The organism is Paraburkholderia sp. RL17-380-BIE-A (assembly GCF_046028085.1).
In the GTDB taxonomy this organism is placed as follows: domain Bacteria; phylum Pseudomonadota; class Gammaproteobacteria; order Burkholderiales; family Burkholderiaceae; genus Paraburkholderia.
This window is the reverse complement of sequence record NZ_JARESQ010000016.1, coordinates 139,032-162,771: the sequence shown is the minus strand read 5'-3', so window position 1 is coordinate 162,771 and position 23,740 is coordinate 139,032. Positions and strand designations below refer to the sequence as shown.

Sequence of the window (23,740 nt, the reverse complement as noted above, 5' to 3'; positions counted from 1 at the left end):
GGCTTCTCTCAGCTCCCGGTGGCGGCGCGCGGGCGTCTGCCGCGCGGCTTGGGTTGATTCGCTAGCGCGGCTTCAGCCTGCGCGCGCTCGGTCAAAAAACGATAAAGCAGGTCGCCCGTGCCCAGCAGATGCGCGACAACCAACGCCTGCGCGGTGGGCACGTCGCGGCGTTGCACGGCGTCGAGCAGGGCGGCGTGTTCATTGTCGGACTCGCCCTTGTACGACGGCAAGCCGAACTTCAGGCGTAGATATCGTTCGCCGCGCCGGTGCAGCGTACCGATCATGTCGGCAAGCTGCGGACGCGCCGCGGGCGCGTACAGGCTCATGTGAAACGCCACATTGCGCTCGACATACAGCCAAGGGTCGGCTTCGCGTTCGGCGGCGCGGCACAGACCGGCGCTTTCGCGCAGCGTGGCGGCGGTGTGATGGGGAATCGCAAGACCGATCGCAAGGCTTTCCAGCGCCGAGCGGATCTCGTAGATCTCGCGCGCTTCTTCCGCCGACAAAGGGGCGACGGTCGCGCCTTTGTGTACAGCGGCTTTGGCCCATCCCTCGCTCTCCAACTGCCGCAAGGCCTCGCGCACGGGAATTGCGCTGACTGAGAAATGCCGCGCGATCGCGTCTTGCCGCAGCGGGGCGCCAGGCGCCAGCGTGCCGTTGACTATCGCCGCACGCAGCGCCTCCGCGATCAGGTGGGACGTGCTCTCACGCGGCGCGGCCGCAGGTAAAAGCGGGCTTTGCGCCGAAGCGTCCAGGGGAAAACCATCTATTGCATCGCTCATAATATTAAATATTATATATGAAAAGACGCGAATTACAGGCGGGCAAACCCGCAAAAGATTTTTGCCGTTCTGCTCGCCAATGCTCCTGACCCGTCGTGCATGGACGCCGTCAGGTCATCACAACCGCGCCATCTCTCGTCATTGCCGTTACGTACATTAACCGTTGGGCCGGAGGAGCATGATGAATTCACTAACCGACCGCACGTCGGTCACGCGGCGTCGCACGCCGCTCAATCGTTCGCAGATCGCAGGCTTCTGGGGAGCGTGGGCAGGCTGGACGCTCGACGGGATGGACTCGTTCATCTATGCGCTCGTGCTGACGCCGGCGTTGACCGAACTGCTGCCGCGCTCGGGTTATGCCGCGACGCCGGCGAACGTCGGCCTCGCCGGTTCGATCCTGTTCGCGCTGTTTCTGGTCGGCTGGGGCCTGTCGTTCATCTGGGGGCCGCTCGCCGACCGCTACGGCCGCACCAAGGTATTGGCCGGCACGATCTTCACGTTCGCGATTTTCACGGGCCTCGCGGCGACCTCGCACAACGTGTGGGAACTCGGCATCTATCGTTTCATTGCCGGTGTCGGTATTGGCGGCGAGTGGGCGCTGGCCGGGACGTATGTGGCGGAGGCGTGGCCGGAGGATCGCCGCAAGATGGGCGCCGGTTATCTGCAGACGGGTTACTACGCCGGCTTCTTCCTCGCTGCGGCGCTGAATTACACGGTCGGCGTGCATTACGGCTGGCGCGCGATGTTCCTGACCGGCGCGGTGCCCGTGGTGGTCGCGATTCTGATCCTGCTGCGCGTGAAAGAGTCGGAGAAGTGGCAGAAGGCCGAGGCGCGCACGGTGCGCACCAAACCGCTGCGCGAGATCATGGGACCGGCGTATCGGCGCCGCACCTGGGTGGCCTGCATTCTGCTGACGATCGCCATCATCGGGTTGTGGGCCGGCGCGGTGTACGAGCCGTCCGCCGTGATTCAACTGGCGACCAAGGCCGGCATGGCCAAGAACGACGCGATCAGAACGGCCTCGCTGGCCACGGGCTTGTTGTCCATCGCGACGATCCTCGGCTGTCTCGCGTTGCCGCCGCTAGCCGAGCGCATCGGCCGCAAGAAGACGCTGGCGATCTACTTCCTCGGCATGGCGATCGCGATCGTCGGCAGTTTCGGCTGGGCATTTTATTTGCCTAACGGTCTCGCGCCGTTCATTGCGTGGCTGTTCGTGCTGGGATTCTTCGGTGGCAATTTCGCGCTGTTCAGCTTGTGGCTGCCGGAGCAGTTCGAAACACGGGTGCGAGCGACGGCGTTTGCGTTCTGCACGTCGTTCGGGCGGTTCGTCGGCGCGGGCGTCAATTTTCTGCTCGGCGCGGCAGTGCTGCATATGCATACGCTCGGCGTGCCGGTGGCGCTGACGGCGCTGGCATTTATCGTCGGCCTGTTCGTGATTCCGTTTGCGCCGGAGACGAAGGGCGAGGTGTTGCCGCAGTGAGCTGGCGGCTTGGCTGAGTGGGGTGAGGCTGACCTCGCGCATGATTGCGTGCCGTCAGCCTTCGCAAGGGCGGTTCAATCGTCGGATCGTCGGCATGCATCTCATTCTGTGAAACTAATTCGGCATCCAGATGAAGTGGGTTGCGAACCTCTGCCAGGTTACCGGCGATTAATCGCACGAATGCCGTCGCGCCCGTCCACCCGGCCGCAGCAACGAAAGCAGCGGCCACCCGAGATTGACCCCCAGACTCGCGACCACGATCAACGCCATGCCGGCAAGCTGCGGCATCGATAACGCCCGCCCGTACACAACGGCATCCACCAGGATCGCCGTCAACGGGTACACGAACAGCAACACGGCAATGATCGGCGTGCTCAGCTTGGGCAACGCGCCGTAAATCAGCACATACGACAGTCCCGTATGCAGCACGCCCATGCCGACCAGCCAGAACCACTGCATCGGGCCGATATGCTCAGCGGTGAGCGGCGCAATGAACGGCAGGCACACGACGCCCACGGCACACTGCGCGAGCGTCAGCAGATGCGGCCGTAAATCGCCGAGCCCCTTGGCGATCACCGTAACGCTCGCATACAGCACCGAACCCGCGAGCGCTTCACCAATGCCGATCAGATAGCTCGTGTGGCCTTGCAGATGCTCAGTGGCCGCAACGCCCGACGCGAGCACGAGTCCCACGAAGGCAGTCGCAATCCATCCGAGCCGGTCCACGCCGAGTCGCTCGTTGAACAACGCCGCGCCCATCAGCACGACCCAGAACGGCTGCACGTGAAATACCACGGTAGCGACCGCGATGCTGGTGCGATGAATCGCATCGAAGAACCCGACCCACTGCGTGACCATCAGCACGCCCGAGATCAGCGCGAGCGCGACGGTGCGTCGCGTGAAATGCGCGTGCGTGAAGAAGCCTTTCCAGGCGCAATACGCGGCGAGCGCGAGAAAGCCGAACAGGCAGCGAAAGAACACCAGCGTCAGCGCGCCGAGCCGCGCTTCCTCGACGAAGATCCCGATGGTGCCCATCAACAGCCCGCCGCTGGCCAGCGTGATGGCGCCTTGTTGACGTTGGGTGAGGGACATGCGCAGCGGTCTCCGTGATGGGATGTCGCGAGTATTGCGCGGCTTGCACGGTACCGACAAACGAATTAAATTGAGCAATTCCATAAGCTGAATTGATAAATCATGCACCCGGAATTCGACGTCGATCTGTTGCGCACTTTCGTCGCGGTGGTGGAAACGGGCAGCTTCACGAAGGCGTCGGCGACCGTGCATCGTTCGCAGGCGGCCGTCAGCATGCAGATCAAGCGGCTCGAAACCATGCTCGGCACGACGCTGTTCGCCCGCAATACGCGCAATCTGTCGCTCACGCGGCCGGGCAATACGCTGCTCGAATACGCGCGGCGCGTGCTGGCGCTGCATGAGGAAGCGTGGTCGGCGATCGTGCGGCCCGAGGTCACCGGGCGCGTGGTGCTCGGTGCGCCGGACGATTACGTATCCTCGTTGCTGTCGCCCGTATTGCGGCGTTTTTCGAATCTGTATCCGCATGTGGAGATCGAAATCGTCTGCGCGCAGAGCACCTCGCTCGCGCCGATGCTGGCCGACAACAAGATCGACCTCGCCTTCGTCACGCGCGACCGCAAGTTGCGCGGCGAATTCGTGCGCAGCGAGCCGATGGTGTGGGTGGGGGCGTCGGTGGATACACCGGTGCTGGCGGCGTCGCCGCTACCGGTGGGACTTTACGAGCCGGGCTGCGTGGCGCGCCAGCATACGCTGGCCGCGCTGGACGGCGCGCGTGTCCGCTATCGCGCGGCGTTCAGCAGCGCGAGCCTGATGGGGCTGGTGGCGACCGTGGATGCGGGGTTGTCGGTGATTGCGCTCACGCGTTGCAGCGTGCCGCCGCGCTTCGCGATTCTCGGTGAAGCGCAGGGCTTGCCGAGCATCGCGCCGCTGGAAATCGTGGTGGCGCGCAGCGCCAAGTCGGACCGGCCGACGTGTGATTACCTGGCCGCGCAGATGGTGCAGGATTTGTCGGTGCGGCCTCAGTCGCGCGGGGCGGCCGCTTAACGGCGAGACGAGGTGACGGCGAGTCGAGTTGCCGAAGGCGGCTAAGTCCGCTAAGTCCGCCTTCGTACCTTCTGATGTTCAAACGCGGCGACTAGGCACGCGCGTAGGCCGTCACCTCGCCATCTACCGCGAGCCGGACCTGTTCGCCTGGCCGCGGGGAAAGATAACCAGGCACGCGCGCGCGGATCAGGGTTCGCGTGCCGGAACGCAGTTGCAGCGCGACGCCTGCGTCCTGTCCCTGGAAGACCACTTCCGTGACGACCGCGTCATGCACCGTTGCGCCGTTGTGCAGCGTGTCCTCGGCGCGCAGCAGCCGGATCTGCTCGGGCCGCACCATTACATCGACAGCGCCTTCGCCTATCGGCCCGGACAGCGGCAATTCGCCCAGTTCGCAACTCACGCGGTTCTGACTGACCATGCCCGGCAACAACACCGCCTCGCCGACGAACGACGCCAGCTCGCGCGTCACGGGCCGACGGTAGAGGTTTTCCGGCGTCGCCGTCTGGATCAGCCGGCCGTTCCACAACACGGCCACCTCATGCCCGAGCGACAACGCCTCGGATTGATCGTGCGTGACCAGCACGGCCGTCGCGCCGGTCGCGGCCAGCGCGCTTGCCACGGCTTGCCGGGTTTCGAGCCGCAACGCGGCATCGAGCGAGGAGAAAGGTTCGTCGAGCATCACCAGCGTGGGCGACGGCGCGAGCGCGCGCGCCAGCGCGACGCGTTGCTGCTGGCCGCCCGATAGCTGCTGCGGCGCGCGTTCGCCGAAGTTCGCCGGCAAGCCGACCAGCTCCAGCAACTCGGCCACGCGATGCCGCGCGCGGCGTTGCGCGCGCGGCAAGCCGAACACGATGTTCTCCGCCACGGACAGATGCGGAAACAGCGCGCCTTCCTGCGGCACGTAGCCGATATGGCGCTGTTCCGACGGCACATGCAGACCGTCGCCGGCCACGCGGCGGCCGTCGATTTCGACACTGCCGCCATCCGCGCGTTCGAAACCGCACAAGAGGCGCAGCAGCGTGGTCTTGCCGCTGCCCGACGGACCCAGCAGCGCGAGCAGCGTGCCGCGCTCGACGGAAAGATCGATGCCGTGCAGCACCGGTTGGCCGTCGAAAGATTTTTGCAGCCCGCGGATACGAAGTTCGCTCATGACAATCCGATGGTAAAAGCGCGGCGCGTCAGCCGCGTTCGCCGAGTAGCGCCGACTTGCCGAGCAGCGTGAACAGCAGGCCCGAGGCGAATAGCGAAATGCCGGTGAGCAGCGCCGCGTACGGCGCGGCGGCGGCGAACGCCATGGTCGAGGTGTCGGCCCAGACCTGGGTGGCGAGCGTTTGCGTGTCGAGCGGGGAGAGCAGCAGCGTCGCGTTCAGTTCGGTGACGACCGAGATGAACACCATCGCTGCGGCCGCGCCGAGTCCGGGCGCCGCCAGCGGCAACACCACGCGAAACAGCGTTTGCGACCAGTTCAGGCCGAGTGCGCGTGCGGTCTCTTCGAGGCGCGGTTGTGCCTGCATGAAGGCGGCGCGCACGCTGACCAGCGCCACCGGCATGAACAGCATCGCGTAAGCGATCACCAGCAATGTCGCGCTCTGATAGAGCGGTTGCAGCACGTGCACCGCGAGCGACACGATCGCCAGTGCGATCACGAGACCCGGCACGCCTTGCGCGAGAAACACCGTGCGTTCGAACAGCGTCGCGAAACGGGTCGGATAGCGCACCAGCAGGAACGCGAGCGGCACGACCAGCAGCGTGGTCAGAAACGCGGCGGCCAGACCGAAACCGAGCGACGAGAGCGTCGCATTGAACAGCAGTTCGGGCGACACGTCGGCCGGCGTGACGGCGGCCGCGCCCGGTTGTGTGAGCCAGTAGCCGATCATGCCGAGCGGCACGCCGAGCGTGGTGAGCGACAGCAACGCAAAGCCGCCGACGACGATCCAGCGCCACACGCCGAGGTCGTAGCGCAACACCGCGCGGCGGGTGCCGCGATCGACGCGTTCATAACGCGCCGCGCCGCGCACGCGGAACTCGAATGCCAGCGCGATCAGGCAGATCACGATCAGCAGGCACGCGAGCAGCGACGCGCCGCCGCCATCGAAACTGGTGCGGAATTCCGCGTAGATCTGCGTGGTGAACGTGTGAAAACGCAACAGCGTGAACGCACCGAACTCGGACAGCACGCCGAGCGCGACCAGCAGCATGCCGCCGAGCAACGCGGGACGCAGTTGCGGCAGCACCACGCGAATGAAGGTGGTCCAACGGTTGCAGCCGAGTGCGCGCGCGCTTTCTTCGAGCGCGGGATCCATGCTGCGCAGCGCCGCGGCGACCGGCAGATAGACGAGCGGAAAATACGCGCAGGTGAGCACGAGCAGCGCGCCCGCGAAGTCCTGCAAATCCAGGCTCAGCGACACCCATGCATAGCTCGAGATAAAGGCCGGCATGGCGAGCGGCGCGGCGCTCAACACGGCCCACGCGCGGCGTCCCGGCAAGTGCGTGCGTTCGACGAACCACGCGGCAGCCGTGCCGACCACCGCGCAGACCAGCGTGGTCGAGACTGTGATCATCAGCGTGTTGATCAGCAGTTCGCCGACCAGCGGACGGAAGATCAGATCGATCGCCTCGCCGGCGCCAAAGCTCGCGGCGCGCCAGAACGTCAACGCGATCGGCAGCAATACCAGCAAAGCGCTCAGTGCCGCCGCCGCGAACAGGCCACGCGGCGCGCGCGGACGGGCGCGCGCCGGCGCAGTGGGGACAACCGGCGGGCCGGCTGACAATGCTTCGCTCATTTACAGGAGGCCTGCCTGGCGCAGCAGCTTGCCGGCCTGGCTGTCGTCGCCGAGTTGCTGGATGGTCAGCGGCGGCGGGCTCAGTTCAGCGAACGGTTTGAGAATCGGGTCAGGCGCGACACCTGCGTGCAGCGGATATTCGAACATGACGTGGCTATTCGCCATCAACTGCTGCGCGCGGTCGCTGACCAGGTACGCGAGAAACTTCTGGGCGCCGTCCGTGTTGTGCGCGGACTTCAGCACCGCGGCGCCCGACACGTTCACGGCCGCGCCGGCGTCGCCGTTGCCGAAGTGATAGATCGCGCTGCGGGTTTTGCCGTCGCCGAGTTCGGCATGCAGGCGCGCCCAGTAGTAGTTGTTGATCAGTCCGGTCGCGACACCGCCGCGGTTCACTGCGGCGACCACGCCTTCGTCGTCGTCGAAAATCTGCGCGTTGGCTTTCAGGCCCTTGAGCCACTGCACCGTTTGCGCCTCGCCCTTCAACGCGAGCACCGCGGAGACGAGCGGCAGGAAGTCACCGTCGCTCGGGGCAATGCCGATCTTGCCTTTCCATTCCGGCTTGGCGAGATCGAACAGCGATTGCGGCAGTTGCGATGCCTGCACCTTGGTGGTGTTATAGGCGAGCACGTTTTCACGCGCGGTCACCGCCACCCATGCGCCGCTCGGCGAACTGAAGCGCGCCGGCACGGTGGCGAGCGTCGAGGCGTCCACCTTGTTCAGCAGGCCTTTCTCTTCGAGCAGCATGAGCTCGGGCGAGTTTTCCGTGAAGTACACGTCGGCGGGCGTGGCGGCGCCTTCGGCGACGATCTGCGCGGCCATGGCCGGCCCTTCGCCGTTGCGGATCTTCACCGAAATGCCCGACTGTTTTTCGAAGTCCTTGGCGAGCAGATTGACGACCTGCTCGTGCTGCGCGTTATACAGCGTGATCGACGCGGCGTGCGCCGCCGACGGCACCGTCGCGAAAGCGGCCAGCGTGAGCGCGGCCGCGCTGCTCAGAACACGCAGACGAGTGCCAAACCAGTTGTAAGCCATGATCCAGAAATCCGTTGTGATGTGATAGTTGATTTGTGTTTTGCCGACTGCGCGGCTCGCATTACGCCTCGAACAATCCCGCGCCGATATACGAACCCGGCTTCGCGCCCGGCGGCACGGCGAAAATCGCGCTGCCTACGTGCGTCGTGAACTGGTTCATCATGTCGAACTTCGCGAGCTTGTCGTTGATCGGAATGAAGCCGGTGCGCGGGTCGCCCTGATGCGCGATGAAAATGAGGCCCGCGTCGTATTCGGTTTCCTGGCGCCATGGCGGCCAGCGTTCGATGTAGAAGTTCGTGCCGTCGTTATACGAGTACGATCGCCGCAGAATCTGCGCGCCGTTGTTGCTCGCCTGATTCGACAGACGCACGTGCGAGTTCTCCGGAATCACCGGATTGCCGTCCTTGTCCTCTTCCTTCAGGTCCACGGCGTCGAATTCGTTCTTCTTGCCGATCGGCGCGCCGCTGTACTTGTGGCGCCCGAATACCTGTTCCTGGAAGTCCAGCTCGGTGTTGTCCCAGTGCTCCAGCGTGATGCGGATGCGTCGCACGACGGTGTAGGTGCCGCCTTCCATCCACGGCGCGTCGGCGCTGGCGCCGGCCCACACGAATTCGTTCATCAACTGCGGCTTCGCGGTGGACGGATTGTTGGTGCCGTCCTTGAAGCCCATCAGATTGCGCGGCGTCTGACCGCGCGGACCCGACAGGAAACCGGACTGGCCCCAGCGCATCGCCGCCGTGCCGTAAGCGAGACGCGCCAACTGCCGGACCGCGTGAAACGCGACCTGCTGATCGTTCGCGCAGGCCTGAATGAACAGATCGCCGCCGGTTTTTTCCTTGATCAACTGGTCGCCGTTAAAACGCGGCAGATCGACGAGCGCGGCGGGGCGGCGCGCGGCGAGGCCGTAGCGATCCTTGCCTTCGTGCGTGAAAAGACCGGGGCCGAAGCCGAAGGTGATCGTCAGGCCGCAGGGGCCGAGGCCGAGCACATCGCCGGAATCGGGCGCGGCCTTGTTGTCGCCGGCGTCGCCGGTCGCCAGCGGCGCGGCCGTGCCGCCTTGCGTGAGACGCGCGGCCGCGTCGGTCCACGCGCGCAGCAGCGCGATCACGTCGTCACGTTTCTCCGTGGTCAGATCGAGCGCGGCGACGTAGGTGTGGCTTTGCTGCGGTGTGACGATGCCGCCCTGATGCGCGCCGTAGAACGGCTCGACGGCAAGTTGCGGATCGACGGGTGCATGCGCCTGCGTTCTGGCGAGCGCGCTCTGCGACGTAGCCAGCCCCGCGCCGAGGCTCGCGCCTGCTGCGACCGCGGCGCCGCCCGCCTTGAGAAACCCGCGCCGTGAAGGCCGCGGGGGGTGATCGTTTGCCATGGTTACTTCACCTTCATTTGGCGTTGGAACATTGAAATCACTTCGCGAGCACGAGCGTGTTCACGTCGTCCTGCACGTAGTAGAAACCGTCGCCTTCAGGCGTCATTGCGAGGCCGAACAGATCGCCGTTGCCCGGCGGCGATTGCGCCTTGTCGGTGTCGATCCAGCGCGCGTAAATCTGCTTGCCGCTCGCCGGATCGATTTCGACGATCTGGCCGTTCAGCGCATTGGTCACGAGCAGGTGGCCGTTCGGCGCGGTAACCATGGCGAGCGGGCGGTGCAGCAGGCCGTCGGCGGTCAGTTGACGGCCGACGCCCGCGCTCGTGTCGCGCGTCATCGGTTCGTCGATTTCGGTGATGCGGTTGCCGATCGCGTCGGACACGTAGAGCAGTTTCTGATCGGCCGAAAGCGCGAGGCCGGTGGGGCCGACGAGGAACACGCCCTTATCCGCCTGCGCGCCGAAGTTGCTGCCCACCACCGTTTCTTTCTTGACGACGGGCGGTTTGCCGGCCGGCACGTCGAGATCCAGGCGCAGCACGGTGGCCTGCTTGAATACCGGCGGATTGCCGTCCGCGCCGCCCACGCCGAAGCCGGCGTTGCTGACGAACAGCGTCGCGCTGGTGCCGTCGTCGACGACCGCCATGTTGCCCCACGGGTCATTGATGTTCGGGCTCGTGATGGTCGAGGCGACCTTGCCTTGCGGATCGAGCACGATCAGGCAGCCGGCGCCCTTGGTGCCCGTGGTGCCGTCGTTGCTCGGCGTGCTGCCGACGATTACGTAGCCGGACTTGAGCATCGTCATCGCGGTCGACAGGCCGATACCGCCCGGGCATTCCTTCAGATCGCGCGGCACCGTGGCGAACACCGTCATCTCTTTGGTGTCCGGGTGATAGTTGATGATCGTGCTGCCGGTGCCCTGCAGATTGGTCGAGTTGTTGAAGTTGCCGACCAGCACGTCACCTTGTTTGACGGTGCCCGCCGTGACCGGCGCGACCACCACGGCGTACGGATTCTGGTCGCCGTTGCCCGGCACGGTATTGATCAGCGTGGTGTGATGCTTGACGGTTTCGAGGAAGCCTTGCGGCTCGGCCTGCGCGCTGCCGGCCGTCGCGAATGCGGCCACGCTGACAGCGGCGGCGATCAAAGGCCGTGCGAGCGGCCATGCGAGGGCCCGCGCGGCGCGCGGCGAAAACTTGCGCGTGGGGTTGTTCACGATTGAGCCTCCGTGCCTGCGCACAAAGCGGTGATTGCGGTCATGATCGAAAGCATGGAATTCGATGGGTCGGTAGCGTGTGAGTTGGGCGCGAACGTCATCAGAAATTGATGTTGGTTCGCACGCCGATAACGAACGTGTTGCGTAGCGGCTGGGTCGGATCGTTCGGATTCTGGCCGGCGCCGGCGTTGAACGTGTATTGCGCGTCAGCTTGCAGTTGCCACCACGGATTGACCTGATACTGATAGGTCGCCTCGAGCGTGGTTTCACTGGTCCGTATGCCGTACGGGCTATTGCTGAATGCGCGCGCATCCGTATCGAGCCCGTTCACGTGATTGCCGACCTTGATGTACGTGAGCGCGAGGCCGACGCTATCGTTGTCGCGGCCGGCGAACGGCGCTTTCATGACTATGCCGAGGTTGGCGGCGAGGCTCACCAGGTTGCGGTCGCCGGGCGCGCCCATCACGCGGGCAAATACGCCGATGCTGCGCGCTTCGTCCGGGTCCGGACGCCAGATCATCTGATCGGCCACGGCGTAGAAGCTGTAGTCGCCGTGGTGATTCTGCGCGACGCCGCTCGTCGCCGGATTCGCAAGCGACAAGCCGGTGTTGTCGTAGCGCTGATCCGCGAAGCTGCCGTTGTTGTACCAGACACCGAGCTTGTAGGTGCCCGGCAAACCGCCGCCGCCCGCGCCGACCATTTCGCCGTCGGCCGGCTGGTTGATCGCGTACTGCAATTCGCCGATGAACAGCGTGCCGTTGTGCAGATTGAAGTTGGTGCCGCTCTTGTTGTCCGGGTTGTTGCCGAGCGGATCGCCGTCGAACACGCCGGCTAACGCGGTCAATGAAGGCGTGATCTGGCCGCGCACGCGCACGCCCAGATCGGACAACGGATACGCCGGGCCGCCGGACGGCATGTCGTACGAGGGCAGGGCGGGCCAGCCGAACATCGTGTTGACGAACAGCGCCGAGTACTGGCTCGTGATGAATTCCTGGTCGATACTTTGCTGACCGATCTTCACGTCGAGGCGCTTGTTCAGGAACGACTGCTGGTACCACAGTTCCCACAGGCGGGTGGCGTCATCCGCTTCGATGCCGCTCGCCGTATTCAGTGTGCCGAGCTTGTTGGCGCTGAGATTGGCGCCGTGAATCTGCAACGCGCTGACGTTGAAGAGGCCGCCCGGCAAGCCGAAGGCTTTTTGCGTGTCCAGTTGCACGGTGCCGGTCGTCAGGCCGTCGTAGTCGGCGCCACGCGCGAGACCGCCGCGCAGGTTGGCGAGCACTTCGCTGGTTTCGGTAAGCGTGAAGGTCACACCGTATTTGCCGAGCCACGGGCGCAAGCCGCCAATGTCGCCGAGCATCTGCTGTCGATTCCAGAAGCCGGTCCACTGGTTCGTCTGCGTCGCCTGAATCTTCAGGTCGGCCTCGGGCGCTTCCGGCGTGGCGTCGGGATTGGCTTCGGCCATCGCGGCGCCGGCAGTCAGCGACGCCCAGGCGAATGCCGTGCAAAGCGCGGCGCGCCGCATGGAAGGCAACCGTGAACGGCACGCCGCCTTGGCGCGCGGCTCGGAATCGCGAAACGGACGCGCCTTCGCGCCAGGTCCGTTGAATTGGGCGAACTTCATCGAAATCCTTATTGGTGTTGTATCGACTGATTTGAACCATCGCGGCGCGTTGGCGCGTGCCCGCGATTTTGCCGCATGGTTCGCGACACCCGTTGCAGCAGATGGCGAGATCGTACGCATGCGAAATGGGTGCGTCAACACAAATGAGAACGATTCGCATCAATATTACTGACTTATAACTTTGTTCTTTACGGGCTGCTATTGAACGGCATTTGCATGTAATTCGCCGTCAATGAAAGCGTAATGAAACCGTATGGATCTGGACATATCGAACGCGTTCCGGGGTGTCGTGTCGAACTCGCACGAATACCCGAAACGCCCATTCAGGAGAGGGATATGAACAAACGCAAGATGTTGATTTCGCTGCTGGCGAGCAGCGGTTTGCTGGTGAGTGGCGCGTCGAATGCGCAATTGAATCTCAAACAGTTCGGCATAGGCGGCGGCGACAGTTCGGCGGGCGCCGGGGCGACGGCTTCGTCGGGCGGTGTCTCGCAGTTGTTGCAGACCTATGTGGGGGCGAACCAGCAGGTGCTCAGCGGCCAGTCGAGTCTTGCCTCCGCGATGGGCATGAGCAGCGCGGCGGGGCAGGCGCAGCAGGCGGCGGGATTGCTGAGCGGCGGCACGCCCTCGGTGAGTCAACTGACTCAGGTGGGCAGCACGCAGCAGTCGCTGTCGCAAACGCTGACGCAAGCCTTTGCGAGCCGGGCGAGCGGCAGTGCGTCGGCTACGCCCATCAACAAGGAGGCCTTCACGGACGGGTTGTCGTCGCTGGGTAAAGGCGTGAGCCAATATTCCAGCTTGCAGTCGGGGCTCGGCAGTATCGGCCAGATGAGTCCGTCGTCACTGCTGCAGTCCGGCATGAATCCGCAGACGGCGCAAAGCGCCTCGTACATCGCGCAATCGGCGCCGGGCCAGTTGCAATCGTTGATGTCCACGCTGAGTTCGGCCGTGCAGTTCGCGTCGAGCCACGGCATCAGCGTGCCGTCTATTGCCACCTCGGCGTTGAAGGGCGGGCAGTAAGGGGAAGTAGGCAGGCGGCAGGCAACATACGGCCTCGGCAAAGCGCGCCGCCCTCGCACGGGCGGCGCGGGCCGCTGCCTACGAAAACAGGTAAGCAGCACGGCAGCGAGCGGGCCCTGAAAGCGGCTATGATCGATTTCCGAAACCGCCCGGCCGCAAATCACCGCACACAGCCGCACGCTGTTGCATAAGCGTCCGGCGCCCAAAACCATACCGGAACCCTGCCGATGCCGCACACAGTGAATCTGGAAAACTACTTCGCCCGCATAGGCTACGACGGTCCGCGCGCGGCCACGCTGGAAGTCTTGCAGGCGCTTCACCGGCTGCATCCGCGCGCGATCCCGTTCGAGAATCTGAACCCGCTCACGCGGCGCCCGGTGAAACTGGATCTTGAGGCGGTCGAGCGCAAACTCATCACCGAACGCCGCGGCGGCTACTGTTTCGAACAGAACGCGCTGTTCGCCGACGTGCTGCTTCAGTTGGGCTTCACGGTCACGCCGTTGCTCGGGCGCGTGCTGTGGGGTCGCGAGTCGGACGCCGTTCCGCCGCGCACGCATATGGTGTTGCGCGTCGACATAAGCGGCGAAGCCTGGATCGCGGACGTCGGCTTCGGCAGCGTGACGCTGACCGCGCCGCTGCGGCTCGCCGCGGGCCTCGCGCAGTCCACCGAACTCGGTACGTTCCGTCTTGCCGACGCATCGCGCGAGGCGCTCTATCTCGAAGTGCAGGCACGCGACGAAAGTTGGGCGCGCGTCTATCGCTTCGATCTGCATCCGGTCGAGTGGATCGATTACGAAACCTCGAACTGGTATACGTCGACATCGCCGGAAGCGATTTTTGCGAGCACGCTGATCGTGTGCCGTGTGCTGCCCGAAGCGCGGCTCGCGCTGCTCAACGATCAATTAAGCGAGCGCGCCGCGGACGGCCGGCTCATCAGCGAGCGGCAGCTCGGGAGCGCCGCCGAACTCGCCGCGTGTCTGCGCGATCAGTTCGGCCTGGATACCGGTGAGATCGACATCGCCGAGATATTCGAGCGCGTGCGCACGCCGGCGAAAACCGCGTAGCGACGAACGGCCATGGTCGCGCGCCTCATTTTTCAAACCGTGGTGTGGCTGCTCGGCATGGGCGCGCTGCTGTTCGGCGCGGCGGGCACCTTTGCGTGGCCGGCCGCGTGGTGGTACGTGATCGAGTTGGGCGTGCTGAGTCTATGGATCGGCTTGTGGCTCGCGCGTCATGATCCCGGTCTGCTCGCCGAGCGTCTGTCGCCTTTCGTGCAGGAGCAGCAAAGCCGCTGGGACCGCATATTCATGGTGGCCGTCGCGGTGGTGTGGTGCGGCTGGCTGGTTCTGATGGCGTTCGACGCGATACGCTTTCGTTGGACCGCGCCGCTGCCGGTCGCGCTGGTCAGCCTCGGCTCGCTGTGCGTGTTCCTTTGCCTATTCATGTGCCGCTTCGTGTTCCAGGCCAATAGTTATGCCGCGCCGGTCGTGAAGATCCAGGCAAGCCGGGGGCATAAGGTGATCGACACCGGCCTCTACGCGCATGTGCGTCACCCCATGTACGCCGCCGCGTTGCTGATGTTCGTCGGCACGCCTTTGCTGCTCGGGTCGTTGTGGGGACTCGCCCTCGTGCCGGTCATGGTGATCGGCATCGGCTGGCGCGCGGTGCGCGAAGAGCGCGTGCTGGCCGCGCAACTCGACGGTTACACCGACTACATGGCGCGCGTGCGTTATCGGTTCGTGCCGTTTATCTGGTGAGGCGCACCGCGACACCATCGCTGCGCATCAACCTGTCTAGACAAAACAAAAGGTGCGCTTGCATGCGACGACACGCGCCATCCCCCTCACGCACGTAAAGACTCCCCGAAAAGTCCCGTCGCACGGCATCGTCTAGGGGCTTACCCGATGATCCGGCCAATTTCCCGCAAATTGTCTTGCAGCGGCTTTTTGACTCATGCAGACTTGTCTATACAAATTAAGCAGCGGTTAAACACTCGGTTCGACGGTTTCCTCAATCAAAGGAGTTTCGACGTGAAAGTGAAGCGCACGACGGCAGCAAAAGCATTGATCGGCGCCGTTATCGGCGCCGTGGCAATTTTCGCGGCACCGGTGCAGGCCAAAGACTGGAAGACAGTGACGATCGCGCTCGAAGGCGGCTACGCCCCGTGGAACCTGACCTTGCCAGGCGGCAAACTGGGCGGCTTCGAGCCTGAACTGGTCGCCAACCTGTGCGAGCGCATCAAGCTGCAATGCAACCTCGTGGCGCAAGACTGGGACGGCATGATTCCCGGCCTGCAGGCTGGCAAGTTCGATGTCCTGATGGATGCGATTTCGATTACGCCGGAGCGCGAAAAGATTATCGCCTTTTCGAAGCCGTACGCCGCCACGCCCGCCACGTTCGCCGTGGCCGACGCGAAGATTTTGCCCAAGGCCGCGCCGGGTGCCGGCGTCGTGAAGCTGTCGGGCGATCCGAAGGCCGACCAGCCGACTGTCGACGCGTTGCGCAAGCAGCTGAAGGGTAAGACCATCGGCATCCAGTCGGGCACGGTCTACACCAAGTTCATCAACGACGGCTTCAAGGACATCGCCACGATCCGCGTCTACAAGACTTCGCCCGAGCGCGATCTGGATCTGGCCAACGGCCGCATCGACGCCTCGTTCGACGACGTGACTTACTACGCTGCCAATATCGACAAGAAAGAAACCGCGTCGATCGCGATGGCCGGCCCGAAGATCGGCGGCCCGATCTGGGGCCCGGGTGAAGGCCTGGCGTTCCGCAAACAGGACGCCGATCTGAAAGCGAAGTTCGACACCGCGATCAGCGCCGCGCTTGCCGACGGCACCGTCAAGAAGCTCTCCAACAAGTGGTTCAAGACCGACGTCACGCCTTGATTTGGCGGGCGCCCCGAGCCTGTTGCTTCGCGCGAGGCAACAGCTGTGGGCGGCCCGGCGTTTTCCTGAGCGCGTTCGGAAGATGCGGCGCGCGCGACGGCCTCACTGCGCGAGCCGGCTGGTTCGGATCCGCCGCAGTGGATGAAGATGAGAGGTAGGGAATGGCTCTGATACAGATGCTCGGCTTCGGGCCGGAAGGCTGGGGCGGCGTACTACTGCTCGCGGCATTGATGACGGTCGCGCTCACGCTCGCGGCGCTCGCGGTCGGCGCCGTGTTCGGCGCGCTGGTGGCGGCGGCCAAGCTGTCGCGTTTGCGCACGTTGCGCGTAATCGGCGATATCTACACCACCGTGTTTCGCGGCGTGCCTGAACTGCTCGTCATCTATCTGTTCTATTTCGGCGGCTCGACGCTTGTCACGACCATCGGCCAGTGGTTCGGCGCGGACGGTTTTGTCGGCGTGCCGCCGTTCGTGATCGGCGCGCTTGCCGTGGGCATGATTTCAGGTGCCTATCAGGCCGAGGTGTACCGCTCGGCGGTGCTGGCGGTGTCGCGTGGCGAACTCGAAGCCGCGCGCTCGATCGGCATGCCGACGCTGACCATGGCGCGCCGCATCCTGATTCCGCAAGTGTTGCGTTTCGCGCTGCCCGGCATCGGCAACGTGTGGCAGCTCAGCCTGAAGGACTCGGCGCTGATCTCGGTGACGGGGCTCGCCGAATTGCTGCGCACGAGCCAGGTGGCGGCGGGGTCCACGCACCAATACTTCACGTTCTTCGTGGTGGGCGGCGCGCTCTACCTGCTCATGACCAGCATCTCGAACCGCGTCTTCAACCGCGCCGAAGCGCGCGTGGGCCGGTCCTTCAAGCGCAACTTCGCGCGTAACTGACGAGGGCGGCCATCATGCATTTCGACTTCGACTTTCTGTTCGACACGCTCAAGCAACTGCTCGCGGCTGTGCCGACCACGCTTGGCCTGTTCTTCTGTTCGCTGATTCTCGGCGGCCTGCTCTCGCTCGTGATCGTCACAATGCGCGTGTCGCCGCACTGGCTGCCGAATCGCTTCGCGCGCGCTTATATCCTCGTGTTCCGCGGCTCGCCGCTCCTGATCCAGATGTTCCTCGTGTACTACGGCATGGGCCAGTTCGGCGTGATACGCGAGAGCTTCCTGTGGCCGGTACTGCGCGAGCCCTACATGTGCGCGGTGTTGTCGCTCGCGTTATGCACGGCCGGCTATACCGCCGAGATCATTCGCGGCGGCTTGATGGCCGTGCCGGTCGGTCAGATCGAGGCCGGTTATTCGATCGGCCTGTCGGGCTTCGCGCTGCTGCGCCGCGTGATCGGCCCGATCGCCTTGCGCCAGTGCCTGCCGGCGTATTCGACCGAAGCCGTGTTGCTCGTCAAGTCGACCGCGCTCGCGAGTCTCGTCACCGTGTGGGAAGTGACCGGCGTCGCGCAGCAGATCATTCAGCAAACCTATCGCACGACGGAAGTCTTCATCTGCGCCGCGCTGATCTACCTGTTCCTGAATTTTGTCATCGTGCGGCTGCTCGGCCTGCTCGAAACGCGTCTGTCGCGCCACCTGCGAGCTGCGCGCCCGCAGGCCGCCGTGAGCCGCAAAGTTTCCAGCACCACCGAAGCGCGTCGCGCCGCGCCTTGAACGGCCGCCCATCCTGGATGAATCTGGAGAATCCCATGAACGCTACGGCACCCGTTGCACTGTCGGTCAAGAACATTCATAAATCGTTCGGCGATCACCATGTGCTCAAGGGCATTTCACTCGACGCCCACCAGGGCGATGTGATCTCGATTCTCGGCGCGAGCGGCTCGGGCAAAAGCACCTTTCTGCGCTGCCTGAATCTGCTCGAAACACCCGATGACGGCTCGGTCGCCCTCGCCGGCGAAGAATTGAAAATGAAGCGCCGCAGCGACGGCAAGCTGCAGCCGAGCGACCGCCGCCAGGTGGACCGGGTGCGCTCACAGCTGGGCATGGTGTTCCAGAATTTCAATCTCTGGTCGCATATGACGGTGCTGGAAAATCTGATCGAAGGGCCGATGCGCGTGCAAAAGCGCAGCCGTGCCGAGTCGGTGGAAGAGGCGGAGGCCCTGCTGGCGAAAGTTGGCCTTGCGGAAAAGCGCGGCCACTATCCCGCGCATCTTTCAGGCGGGCAGCAGCAGCGCGTGGCGATTGCGCGCGCGTTGGCGATGCATCCGAAAGTCATGCTGTTCGACGAGCCGACCTCGGCGCTCGATCCCGAACTGGTGGGCGAGGTGCTGCGCGTGATGCGCTCGCTGGCTGAAGAGGGCCGCACCATGCTGGTCGTCACGCACGAGATGGGTTTCGCGCGCCATGTGTCCAATCGCGTGATGTTCCTGCATCAGGGGCAAGTTGAAGCCGACGGCACGCCCGACGAAGTGTTCGTCGAATGCAAGTCGGATCGCTTCAGGCAATTCGTTTCGAGCCATCAGGACCGCACCACGAACTGATCAGTATCACCAGGTAATTTCCAAGTAGAGCGCTGACATGGCCGTAATCCGTTCCAATCGTCCTCTCGACTGGGCTCAGGTGGCAGCGGTTGCCGCCGGCGAGCCGCTCGAGCTTTCCGCCGACGCCCGCGCGCGCATCGCGGCGGCGCGCGTGCTCGTCGAACAGATCGTCGAGCGCGGGATTCGCGCGTATGGCGTGAATACCGGCGTAGGCGCGTTGTGCGACGTGATCGTCTCGCCGTCCGAACAACGCACGTTGTCGCGCAACATTCTGATGAGCCACGCGGTCGGCGTCGGCGCGCCGCTCGGTGTCGCCGAAACGCGCGCGATCATGGCCGCGGCCGTCAACAACTTCGCGCACGGCCATTCGGGGATTCGGCTCGAAGTCGCGGACCAGCTGGTGGCGCTGCTCGACGCGGATTGCTTGCCGGAAGTGCCCGCGTTCGGCTCGGTCGGTTATCTGAGCCACATGGCGCATATCGCACTTGTTTGCATCGGCGAGGGTTACGCGCGTTTTCGCGGCGAGCGGCTCAAAGGACGCGATGCGCTGCAGCGGCTCGGGCTCGAACCGCTGGTGCTCGAAGCTAAGGAAGGCTTGAGCCTGATCAACGGCACGCCGTGCGTCACGGGCCTTGCGGCATTGGCGCTCGCGCGGGCCGAACGCCTGCTCGACTGGACCGACATGGTCGCCGCGATGAGCTTCGAGAATTTGCGCGGCCAGCTCGCGGCTTTCGATGAAGATTCGCTGGCATTGCGTATTTCGCCGGGCTTGAACCTGGTCGGCGAGCGGATGCGCACCGCACTGGCCGACAGCGGCATTCTCGCGGCGGTGGTCGGCCACCGCACGCAGGACCCGCTGAGCATGCGGACCATTCCGCACGTGCATGGCGCCGCGCGCGATGTGCTCACCGCGACCGCCGACGTGGTCAATCGTGAACTCGCATCGATTACCGACAACCCGATTGTCGCCGGCACGCCGGAAGACCCGCGCGTGTATTCGCAGGCGCACGCGGTGGGCGCTTCGATCGCGCTGGCGATGGACAGTCTCGCCACCGCGATCGCGCAAGTCGCCGCGATGGCCGAGCGGCGCCTCGACCGCCTCGTCAATCCGCTGGTCAGCGGTCTGCCGGCGTTTCTCGCCGAGCCGGGCGGCACCTGTTCCGGCTTCATGATCGCGCAGTACACCGCGGCCTCGCTGGTCGCGCAGAACCGGCGTCTCGCGCTGCCCGCAAGTCTCGACGGCGGCATCACCTCGGGCTTGCAGGAAGACCACCTGTGCCACGCCACGCCGGCCGCGCTGAAAGCGCTGGAAATCATCGACAACGCCGGGCGCATCCTCGCGATCGAATTGCTGGCGGCGGCGCAGGCCTACGACCTGCAAAGTATCGACGCGCCGCGCGCGCCGCACACCGAAGCGCTCTGGCAGCGCGTGCGCCGTGTCGTGCCGGCGTACCGCGACGACCGTCCGCTCGCGGACGACATGAGCATCGCCTTTCGCATGATCGCCGATGAGGCGCCGCCGCCGTTGCCGAACCCTGGTAACATTGGCCCTCGGCCGGATACGTCCGTCGACGGCACCGAGCTGGCGAGGCCTGCAACGGTCACGAGTCAGGCGGGCGCGGGCCACGTTCGCGCCGCCGCGAATATCGCCGTCAACGACGGGCACGCCGCCGCGCACATGGCATGATGGAAACAGTGCCGGTGCGCGGGCTTACCCGCCGGCGCGCCGGTCGAGGTGTACCAACCAGGTAGAACCCGCGTACCACCCACGAGGTCGGAGTGAACACAACTACAAACGCGCGAAGCGCAGAGACGCAGGGCTGCCCTGATAGCAAACGGGAGACCCCAGCGAAAGCGATGCCCGCTTACGAGCAGATCAAACGCTATGTGATCCGCCGCATCAGCGAAGGGGACTGGAAGCCCGGCGGACTGATTCCTTCTGAAACGGAACTGGTCAAGGAATTCGGCGTCGCGCGCATGACGGTGTCGCGCGCGCTGCGCGAATTGACCACCGAACGCGTGCTCACGCGCGTGCAAGGCTCGGGCACCTTCGTCGCGCCGCAGCGCTACGAATCGACCGTGCTGGAAATCCGCAATATCGCCGACGAAATCGCCGCACGCGGCCACCGCCATTCGGCGCGTGTGCTGACGCTCGAACCGAGCGACGACCCGCACGCGCTCGAAGCGCTCGGTATCGCCAGCGGGCCGGCGTTTCACTCGTGCATCGTGCATAGCGAGGAGGGCGAGCCGATCCAGTACGAGGACCGCTACGTCAACCCGAAGGTGTTTCCCGACTACCTGCAGCAGGACTTCACGATCGAGACGCCGAATCACTACATGGTGCGGCTCGCGCCGATCCAGCGCGCGGAGTTCCGCATTTACGCGCAGAAGCCCGACGCCCATGTGCGGCGGCATCTGATGATGGATATCGGCGAGCCGTGCCTGCAACTCTGGCGTCGCACATGGGTAGGTGACGATGTGGCGACGTCGGTGCGTTTGTGGCACCCGGCGTCGCGTTTTCATCTGGCGGGCAACGTCTAGCGCGGCTCGACGCAGGGCGCGGTTTCAACCCTGGCGTTGCGACAGATCCGGCGAGAAACGGCAGCCCAGCCGGTAGCGCGAGCCGGGGTGCACGAAACGCGCGAACGTGACCGCCACACCGCTCGTCCACGTGCGGCGCATTAGCGTGAGACACGGTTCCTCGGCGCGGATTTCGAGCAGGTCGGCTTCGGCGCGCGTGGGCAGCCCCGCGTCGACTACGTGTTCGACGTCGTGCGCGGGCACGATCTCGAACAGATATTCCGACGGCCTGATCGCCGAAAAATCCTGCTGTAGAAAATCCGGCGCGATAGCCGGGTTCACATAGCGATCCTCCAGTTGCACCGGCGAGCCGTTCTCCCGATGCACGCAGATCACATGAAACACCGACGAACCCGGCGCCAGCCCCAGCGCATTCGACACCATCACCGAAGCCGTTTCGCGTTGCAGCAGCACCGTGTCGTAGCGATATTCGTGGCCGCGTGAGCGGATCTCGTCGCCGATATGGGCGATCATCAGCAGCGTGGATTGCGGCTTGCTTTGCGCGACGAAGGTGCCGACACCGGAAACGCGCGTCACCAGTCCCTCTTCGGCGAGCTCGCGCAGCGCGCGATTGACCGTCATGCGCGACACGCCAAGTGTGGCGACGAGATCGAGTTCGGACGGCAGGCGGTCGCCCGCCTGGCGTTCGCCCGATTCGATGATGTGGCGGATATGGCTCTTGACCTGTTCGTAGCGCGCGGCGGGTGCCTCGGCCGCGGCGCGCGCGGCTTTCGGCGCCGCGGCGGAAAGCGGCTTGTCGTGAGCGCGGCTGCGAACGGTGGAGGACATTGGCGGCGCTTGCGTCAGTGTCCGCGTGAGGCACGCGGAAAGCGGTGGGCGCTCATAGCGGCTGCGCCTCGTCGGCGCCGCGCGTCCAGAAAGCGTTGCGATCGAAGTAGTTTTGCAGGAACTGCCGCAAGCGCGGCTGTCCGACATCGTGAAAGACATCGCGGGGTTTGCCTTGCACGGCGATACGGCCTTGATCGATAAACATGACTTTGTCCGCCACCTGCGCGGCGAAACCCATTTCGTGCGTGACCACGGCCATCGTCATGCCGTCGCGCGCGAGCTGTTTCATCACTTGCAGCACTTCGCCGACCAGTTCCGGATCGAGCGCCGAGGTCGGCTCGTCGAACAGCATGATGTGCGGCTCCATGGCGAGCGCTCGCGCAATCGCCACGCGCTGCTGCTGGCCGCCCGAGAGTTTGGCCGGATACGCGTCGCCCTTGTGCGCGAGGCCGACTGTTTCGAGCATGGCGTTGGCGCGGCGGCGCGCTTCGTCGCGTGACAGATGGCGAACGCGCAGCAGGGATTCCATCACATTGCCGAGCGCCGTCATGTGCGGCCACAGATTGAACTGCTGAAACACCATGCCGACGTTGCGCCGCACGCGATTGATCTCGCTTTGCGACGCGCGCACGCGTTTGCCGTTGCGCTCGCTGTAACCGAGCAGCTCGCCTTCGATGCGTACGTCGCCCTGATCGTAGGTTTCGAGCGCGGCGAGGCAGCGCAACAGCGTGCTCTTGCCCGAGCCGGACGGACCGATGATGCACACCACTTCCGAGCGCGCGATCTCGAGATCGACACCGCGCAGCACTTCGACTTCGCCAAAGCGTTTGCGCAGGTCGCGCACTTCGATCAACGGCGCACCGGGCGATGCTTCGATGTTGGCAGTAGGCGCGGAGGAGGGCATGTCGGCGATGGCGTTCATAGGAGGGTTCCGGTTCCGTTCATGCCATGAAGCGTGCGATGCGGGTTTCAGCCCACATGCCCGCGCGCGAAGTCAGTTCGACCAGCGCGAGATAGCACACGCACAGCACGAGCAGCGTTTCGACGAAGGCAAAGGTCGCCGAGCCGATACCGGTCAGCACGAACGTGAGCTCAGGCACGGTGACGATGGACAGCACGGCCGTTTCCTTGCTCAGCACGATGATCAGATTGGTCAATGCAGGCACGATCAGCACGAGCATTTGCGGCACCTGAATACGGATGACCGCCTGCCAGCGCGTGAGGCCCAGACACGACGCCGCTTCGAGATGGCCCGGCGGCACCGATTGAAAGCCGGAGCGGAAAGCCTCGGCGAAATAGGCGCTGCCGTACAGGCCGAGACCGAGCACACCGGCGGTCATCGGTTCCAGCGTGAGGCCGAAGGACGGGCCACCGTAGTACAGCAAAAAGAGTTGCACGAGGAACGGCGTGCCGCGAAACAGTTCGATGTAGACGCGCAATACGCCGCGCACCCAGCGCCCGCAGAAGAGTTGCAGCACGGCGATCAGAAAGCCGATCACGATGCCGATCGCGACGCCCGCAGCCCAGGTGCCGAGCGTCGTGGCGAGGCCCGCGGCGATCGGCTGGAGGTTGTGTGTGATGACGGTGGGATCGAGCTTTTGCATGGCGTGGATTCGAGGT

At 64.7% G+C, this 23,740-nt stretch carries 23 protein-coding genes; 12 read left to right on the top strand and 11 right to left on the bottom strand.

Going from position 1 to position 23,740, the window contains the following annotated elements; translation table 11 throughout:
* Positions 1 to 8 precede the first annotated feature (8 nt).
* Entirely contained in the window at positions 9 to 782 is a 774-nt protein-coding gene (locus P0D68_RS25695; RefSeq protein WP_408301439.1) for a GntR family transcriptional regulator, read from the bottom strand.
* Between the two features lie 181 nt (positions 783 to 963).
* Between P0D68_RS25695 and P0D68_RS25690 the strand changes: the two genes are divergently transcribed.
* Positions 964 to 2,262, top strand: coding sequence for an MFS transporter (locus tag P0D68_RS25690; protein WP_177205183.1), 1,299 nt, complete (start codon positions 964 to 966; stop codon positions 2,260 to 2,262).
* A 168-nt stretch (positions 2,263 to 2,430) separates the two neighbouring features.
* Here P0D68_RS25690 and P0D68_RS25685 read toward each other — a convergent pair whose 3' ends face one another.
* Positions 2,431 to 3,354 (bottom strand): DMT family transporter, encoded by a 924-nt coding sequence (locus tag P0D68_RS25685; protein WP_408184899.1) that lies wholly within the window; start codon positions 3,352 to 3,354, stop codon positions 2,431 to 2,433.
* A gap of 102 nt (positions 3,355 to 3,456) precedes the next feature.
* Between P0D68_RS25685 and P0D68_RS25680 the strand changes: the two genes are divergently transcribed.
* Positions 3,457 to 4,338, top strand: a complete 882-nt coding sequence (locus tag P0D68_RS25680; protein ID WP_408301437.1) for a LysR family transcriptional regulator — start codon at positions 3,457 to 3,459, stop codon at positions 4,336 to 4,338.
* Positions 4,339 to 4,429: 91 nt separating this feature from the next.
* Here the strand turns inward: P0D68_RS25680 and P0D68_RS25675 are convergent, their stop codons facing one another.
* The 6 genes from P0D68_RS25675 to P0D68_RS25650 all read right to left on the bottom strand — a co-directional run bounded on the left by P0D68_RS25675 (position 4,430) and on the right by P0D68_RS25650 (position 12,359).
* Positions 4,430 to 5,488: an ABC transporter ATP-binding protein gene (locus P0D68_RS25675; RefSeq protein ID WP_408301435.1), complete on the bottom strand. Its 1,059-nt coding sequence runs from the start codon at positions 5,486 to 5,488 to the stop codon at positions 4,430 to 4,432.
* A gap of 28 nt (positions 5,489 to 5,516) precedes the next feature.
* A complete protein-coding gene (locus P0D68_RS25670; protein WP_408301433.1) occupies positions 5,517 to 7,121 on the bottom strand; it encodes an ABC transporter permease in 1,605 nt (534 codons plus the stop codon).
* On the bottom strand, positions 7,122 to 8,153 hold the full coding sequence (locus tag P0D68_RS25665; protein ID WP_091802179.1) for an iron ABC transporter substrate-binding protein: 1,032 nt from the start codon (positions 8,151 to 8,153) through the stop codon (positions 7,122 to 7,124).
* A 61-nt stretch (positions 8,154 to 8,214) separates the two neighbouring features.
* Positions 8,215 to 9,522, bottom strand: coding sequence for an iron uptake transporter deferrochelatase/peroxidase subunit (gene efeB, locus P0D68_RS25660; protein ID WP_408301431.1), 1,308 nt, complete (start codon positions 9,520 to 9,522; stop codon positions 8,215 to 8,217).
* A 37-nt stretch (positions 9,523 to 9,559) separates the two neighbouring features.
* Entirely contained in the window at positions 9,560 to 10,735 is a 1,176-nt protein-coding gene (locus P0D68_RS25655; protein ID WP_408301429.1) for an NHL repeat-containing protein, read from the bottom strand.
* Between the two features lie 100 nt (positions 10,736 to 10,835).
* Entirely contained in the window at positions 10,836 to 12,359 is a 1,524-nt protein-coding gene (locus P0D68_RS25650) for a carbohydrate porin (protein ID WP_408301427.1), read from the bottom strand.
* Here P0D68_RS25650 and P0D68_RS25645 point away from each other — a divergent pair.
* The 10 genes from P0D68_RS25645 to hutC (P0D68_RS25600) all read left to right on the top strand — a co-directional run bounded on the left by P0D68_RS25645 (position 12,259) and on the right by hutC (P0D68_RS25600) (position 21,292).
* Positions 12,259 to 12,531 carry a hypothetical protein gene (locus tag P0D68_RS25645; protein ID WP_408301485.1) on the top strand — a complete coding sequence of 91 codons (273 nt, stop codon included), beginning with the start codon at positions 12,259 to 12,261 and terminating at the stop codon, positions 12,529 to 12,531. The two genes, P0D68_RS25650 and P0D68_RS25645, sit on opposite strands and share 101 nt — an antisense overlap.
* 164 nt (positions 12,532 to 12,695) lie before the next feature.
* Positions 12,696 to 13,379, top strand: a complete 684-nt coding sequence (locus tag P0D68_RS25640) for a hypothetical protein (RefSeq protein ID WP_408301425.1) — start codon at positions 12,696 to 12,698, stop codon at positions 13,377 to 13,379.
* Between the two features lie 227 nt (positions 13,380 to 13,606).
* Positions 13,607 to 14,443, top strand: a complete 837-nt coding sequence (locus P0D68_RS25635) for an arylamine N-acetyltransferase family protein (protein WP_408301423.1) — start codon at positions 13,607 to 13,609, stop codon at positions 14,441 to 14,443.
* Between the two features lie 12 nt (positions 14,444 to 14,455).
* Complete coding sequence (locus tag P0D68_RS25630; RefSeq protein WP_408184907.1) at positions 14,456 to 15,136, top strand: methyltransferase family protein; 681 nt, start codon at positions 14,456 to 14,458, stop codon at positions 15,134 to 15,136.
* 273 nt (positions 15,137 to 15,409) lie between these two features.
* Complete coding sequence (locus tag P0D68_RS25625; protein WP_091802157.1) at positions 15,410 to 16,270, top strand: transporter substrate-binding domain-containing protein; 861 nt, start codon at positions 15,410 to 15,412, stop codon at positions 16,268 to 16,270.
* Positions 16,271 to 16,431: 161 nt separating this feature from the next.
* Positions 16,432 to 17,154: an ABC transporter permease gene (locus tag P0D68_RS25620; RefSeq protein WP_091802154.1), complete on the top strand. Its 723-nt coding sequence runs from the start codon at positions 16,432 to 16,434 to the stop codon at positions 17,152 to 17,154.
* Between the two features lie 14 nt (positions 17,155 to 17,168).
* Positions 17,169 to 17,924 (top strand): ABC transporter permease, encoded by a 756-nt coding sequence (locus P0D68_RS25615; protein WP_091802150.1) that lies wholly within the window; start codon positions 17,169 to 17,171, stop codon positions 17,922 to 17,924.
* A 35-nt stretch (positions 17,925 to 17,959) separates the two neighbouring features.
* Positions 17,960 to 18,751, top strand: coding sequence for an ABC transporter ATP-binding protein (locus tag P0D68_RS25610; protein WP_091802147.1), 792 nt, complete (start codon positions 17,960 to 17,962; stop codon positions 18,749 to 18,751).
* Between the two features lie 37 nt (positions 18,752 to 18,788).
* A complete protein-coding gene (locus P0D68_RS25605; protein ID WP_408301420.1) occupies positions 18,789 to 20,438 on the top strand; it encodes an HAL/PAL/TAL family ammonia-lyase in 1,650 nt (549 codons plus the stop codon).
* 170 nt (positions 20,439 to 20,608) lie between these two features.
* Positions 20,609 to 21,292 (top strand): histidine utilization transcriptional repressor HutC, encoded by a 684-nt coding sequence (hutC, locus tag P0D68_RS25600; RefSeq protein ID WP_408301418.1) that lies wholly within the window; start codon positions 20,609 to 20,611, stop codon positions 21,290 to 21,292.
* 24 nt (positions 21,293 to 21,316) lie between these two features.
* Here the strand turns inward: hutC (P0D68_RS25600) and hutC (P0D68_RS25595) are convergent, their stop codons facing one another.
* The 3 genes from hutC (P0D68_RS25595) to P0D68_RS25585 are packed head-to-tail and all read right to left on the bottom strand — an operon-like array spanning position 21,317 to position 23,724.
* Complete coding sequence (gene hutC / locus P0D68_RS25595) at positions 21,317 to 22,120, bottom strand: histidine utilization transcriptional repressor HutC (RefSeq protein ID WP_408301416.1); 804 nt, start codon at positions 22,118 to 22,120, stop codon at positions 21,317 to 21,319.
* A 52-nt stretch (positions 22,121 to 22,172) separates the two neighbouring features.
* The gene (locus P0D68_RS25590; protein WP_408468766.1) at positions 22,173 to 23,042 is read right to left on the bottom strand and encodes an amino acid ABC transporter ATP-binding protein; all 870 of its coding nucleotides are present in this window, start codon (positions 23,040 to 23,042) and stop codon (positions 22,173 to 22,175) included.
* Between the two features lie 19 nt (positions 23,043 to 23,061).
* On the bottom strand, positions 23,062 to 23,724 hold the full coding sequence (locus P0D68_RS25585) for an amino acid ABC transporter permease (protein WP_408301412.1): 663 nt from the start codon (positions 23,722 to 23,724) through the stop codon (positions 23,062 to 23,064).
* Between the last annotated feature and the right edge of the window lie 16 nt (positions 23,725 to 23,740).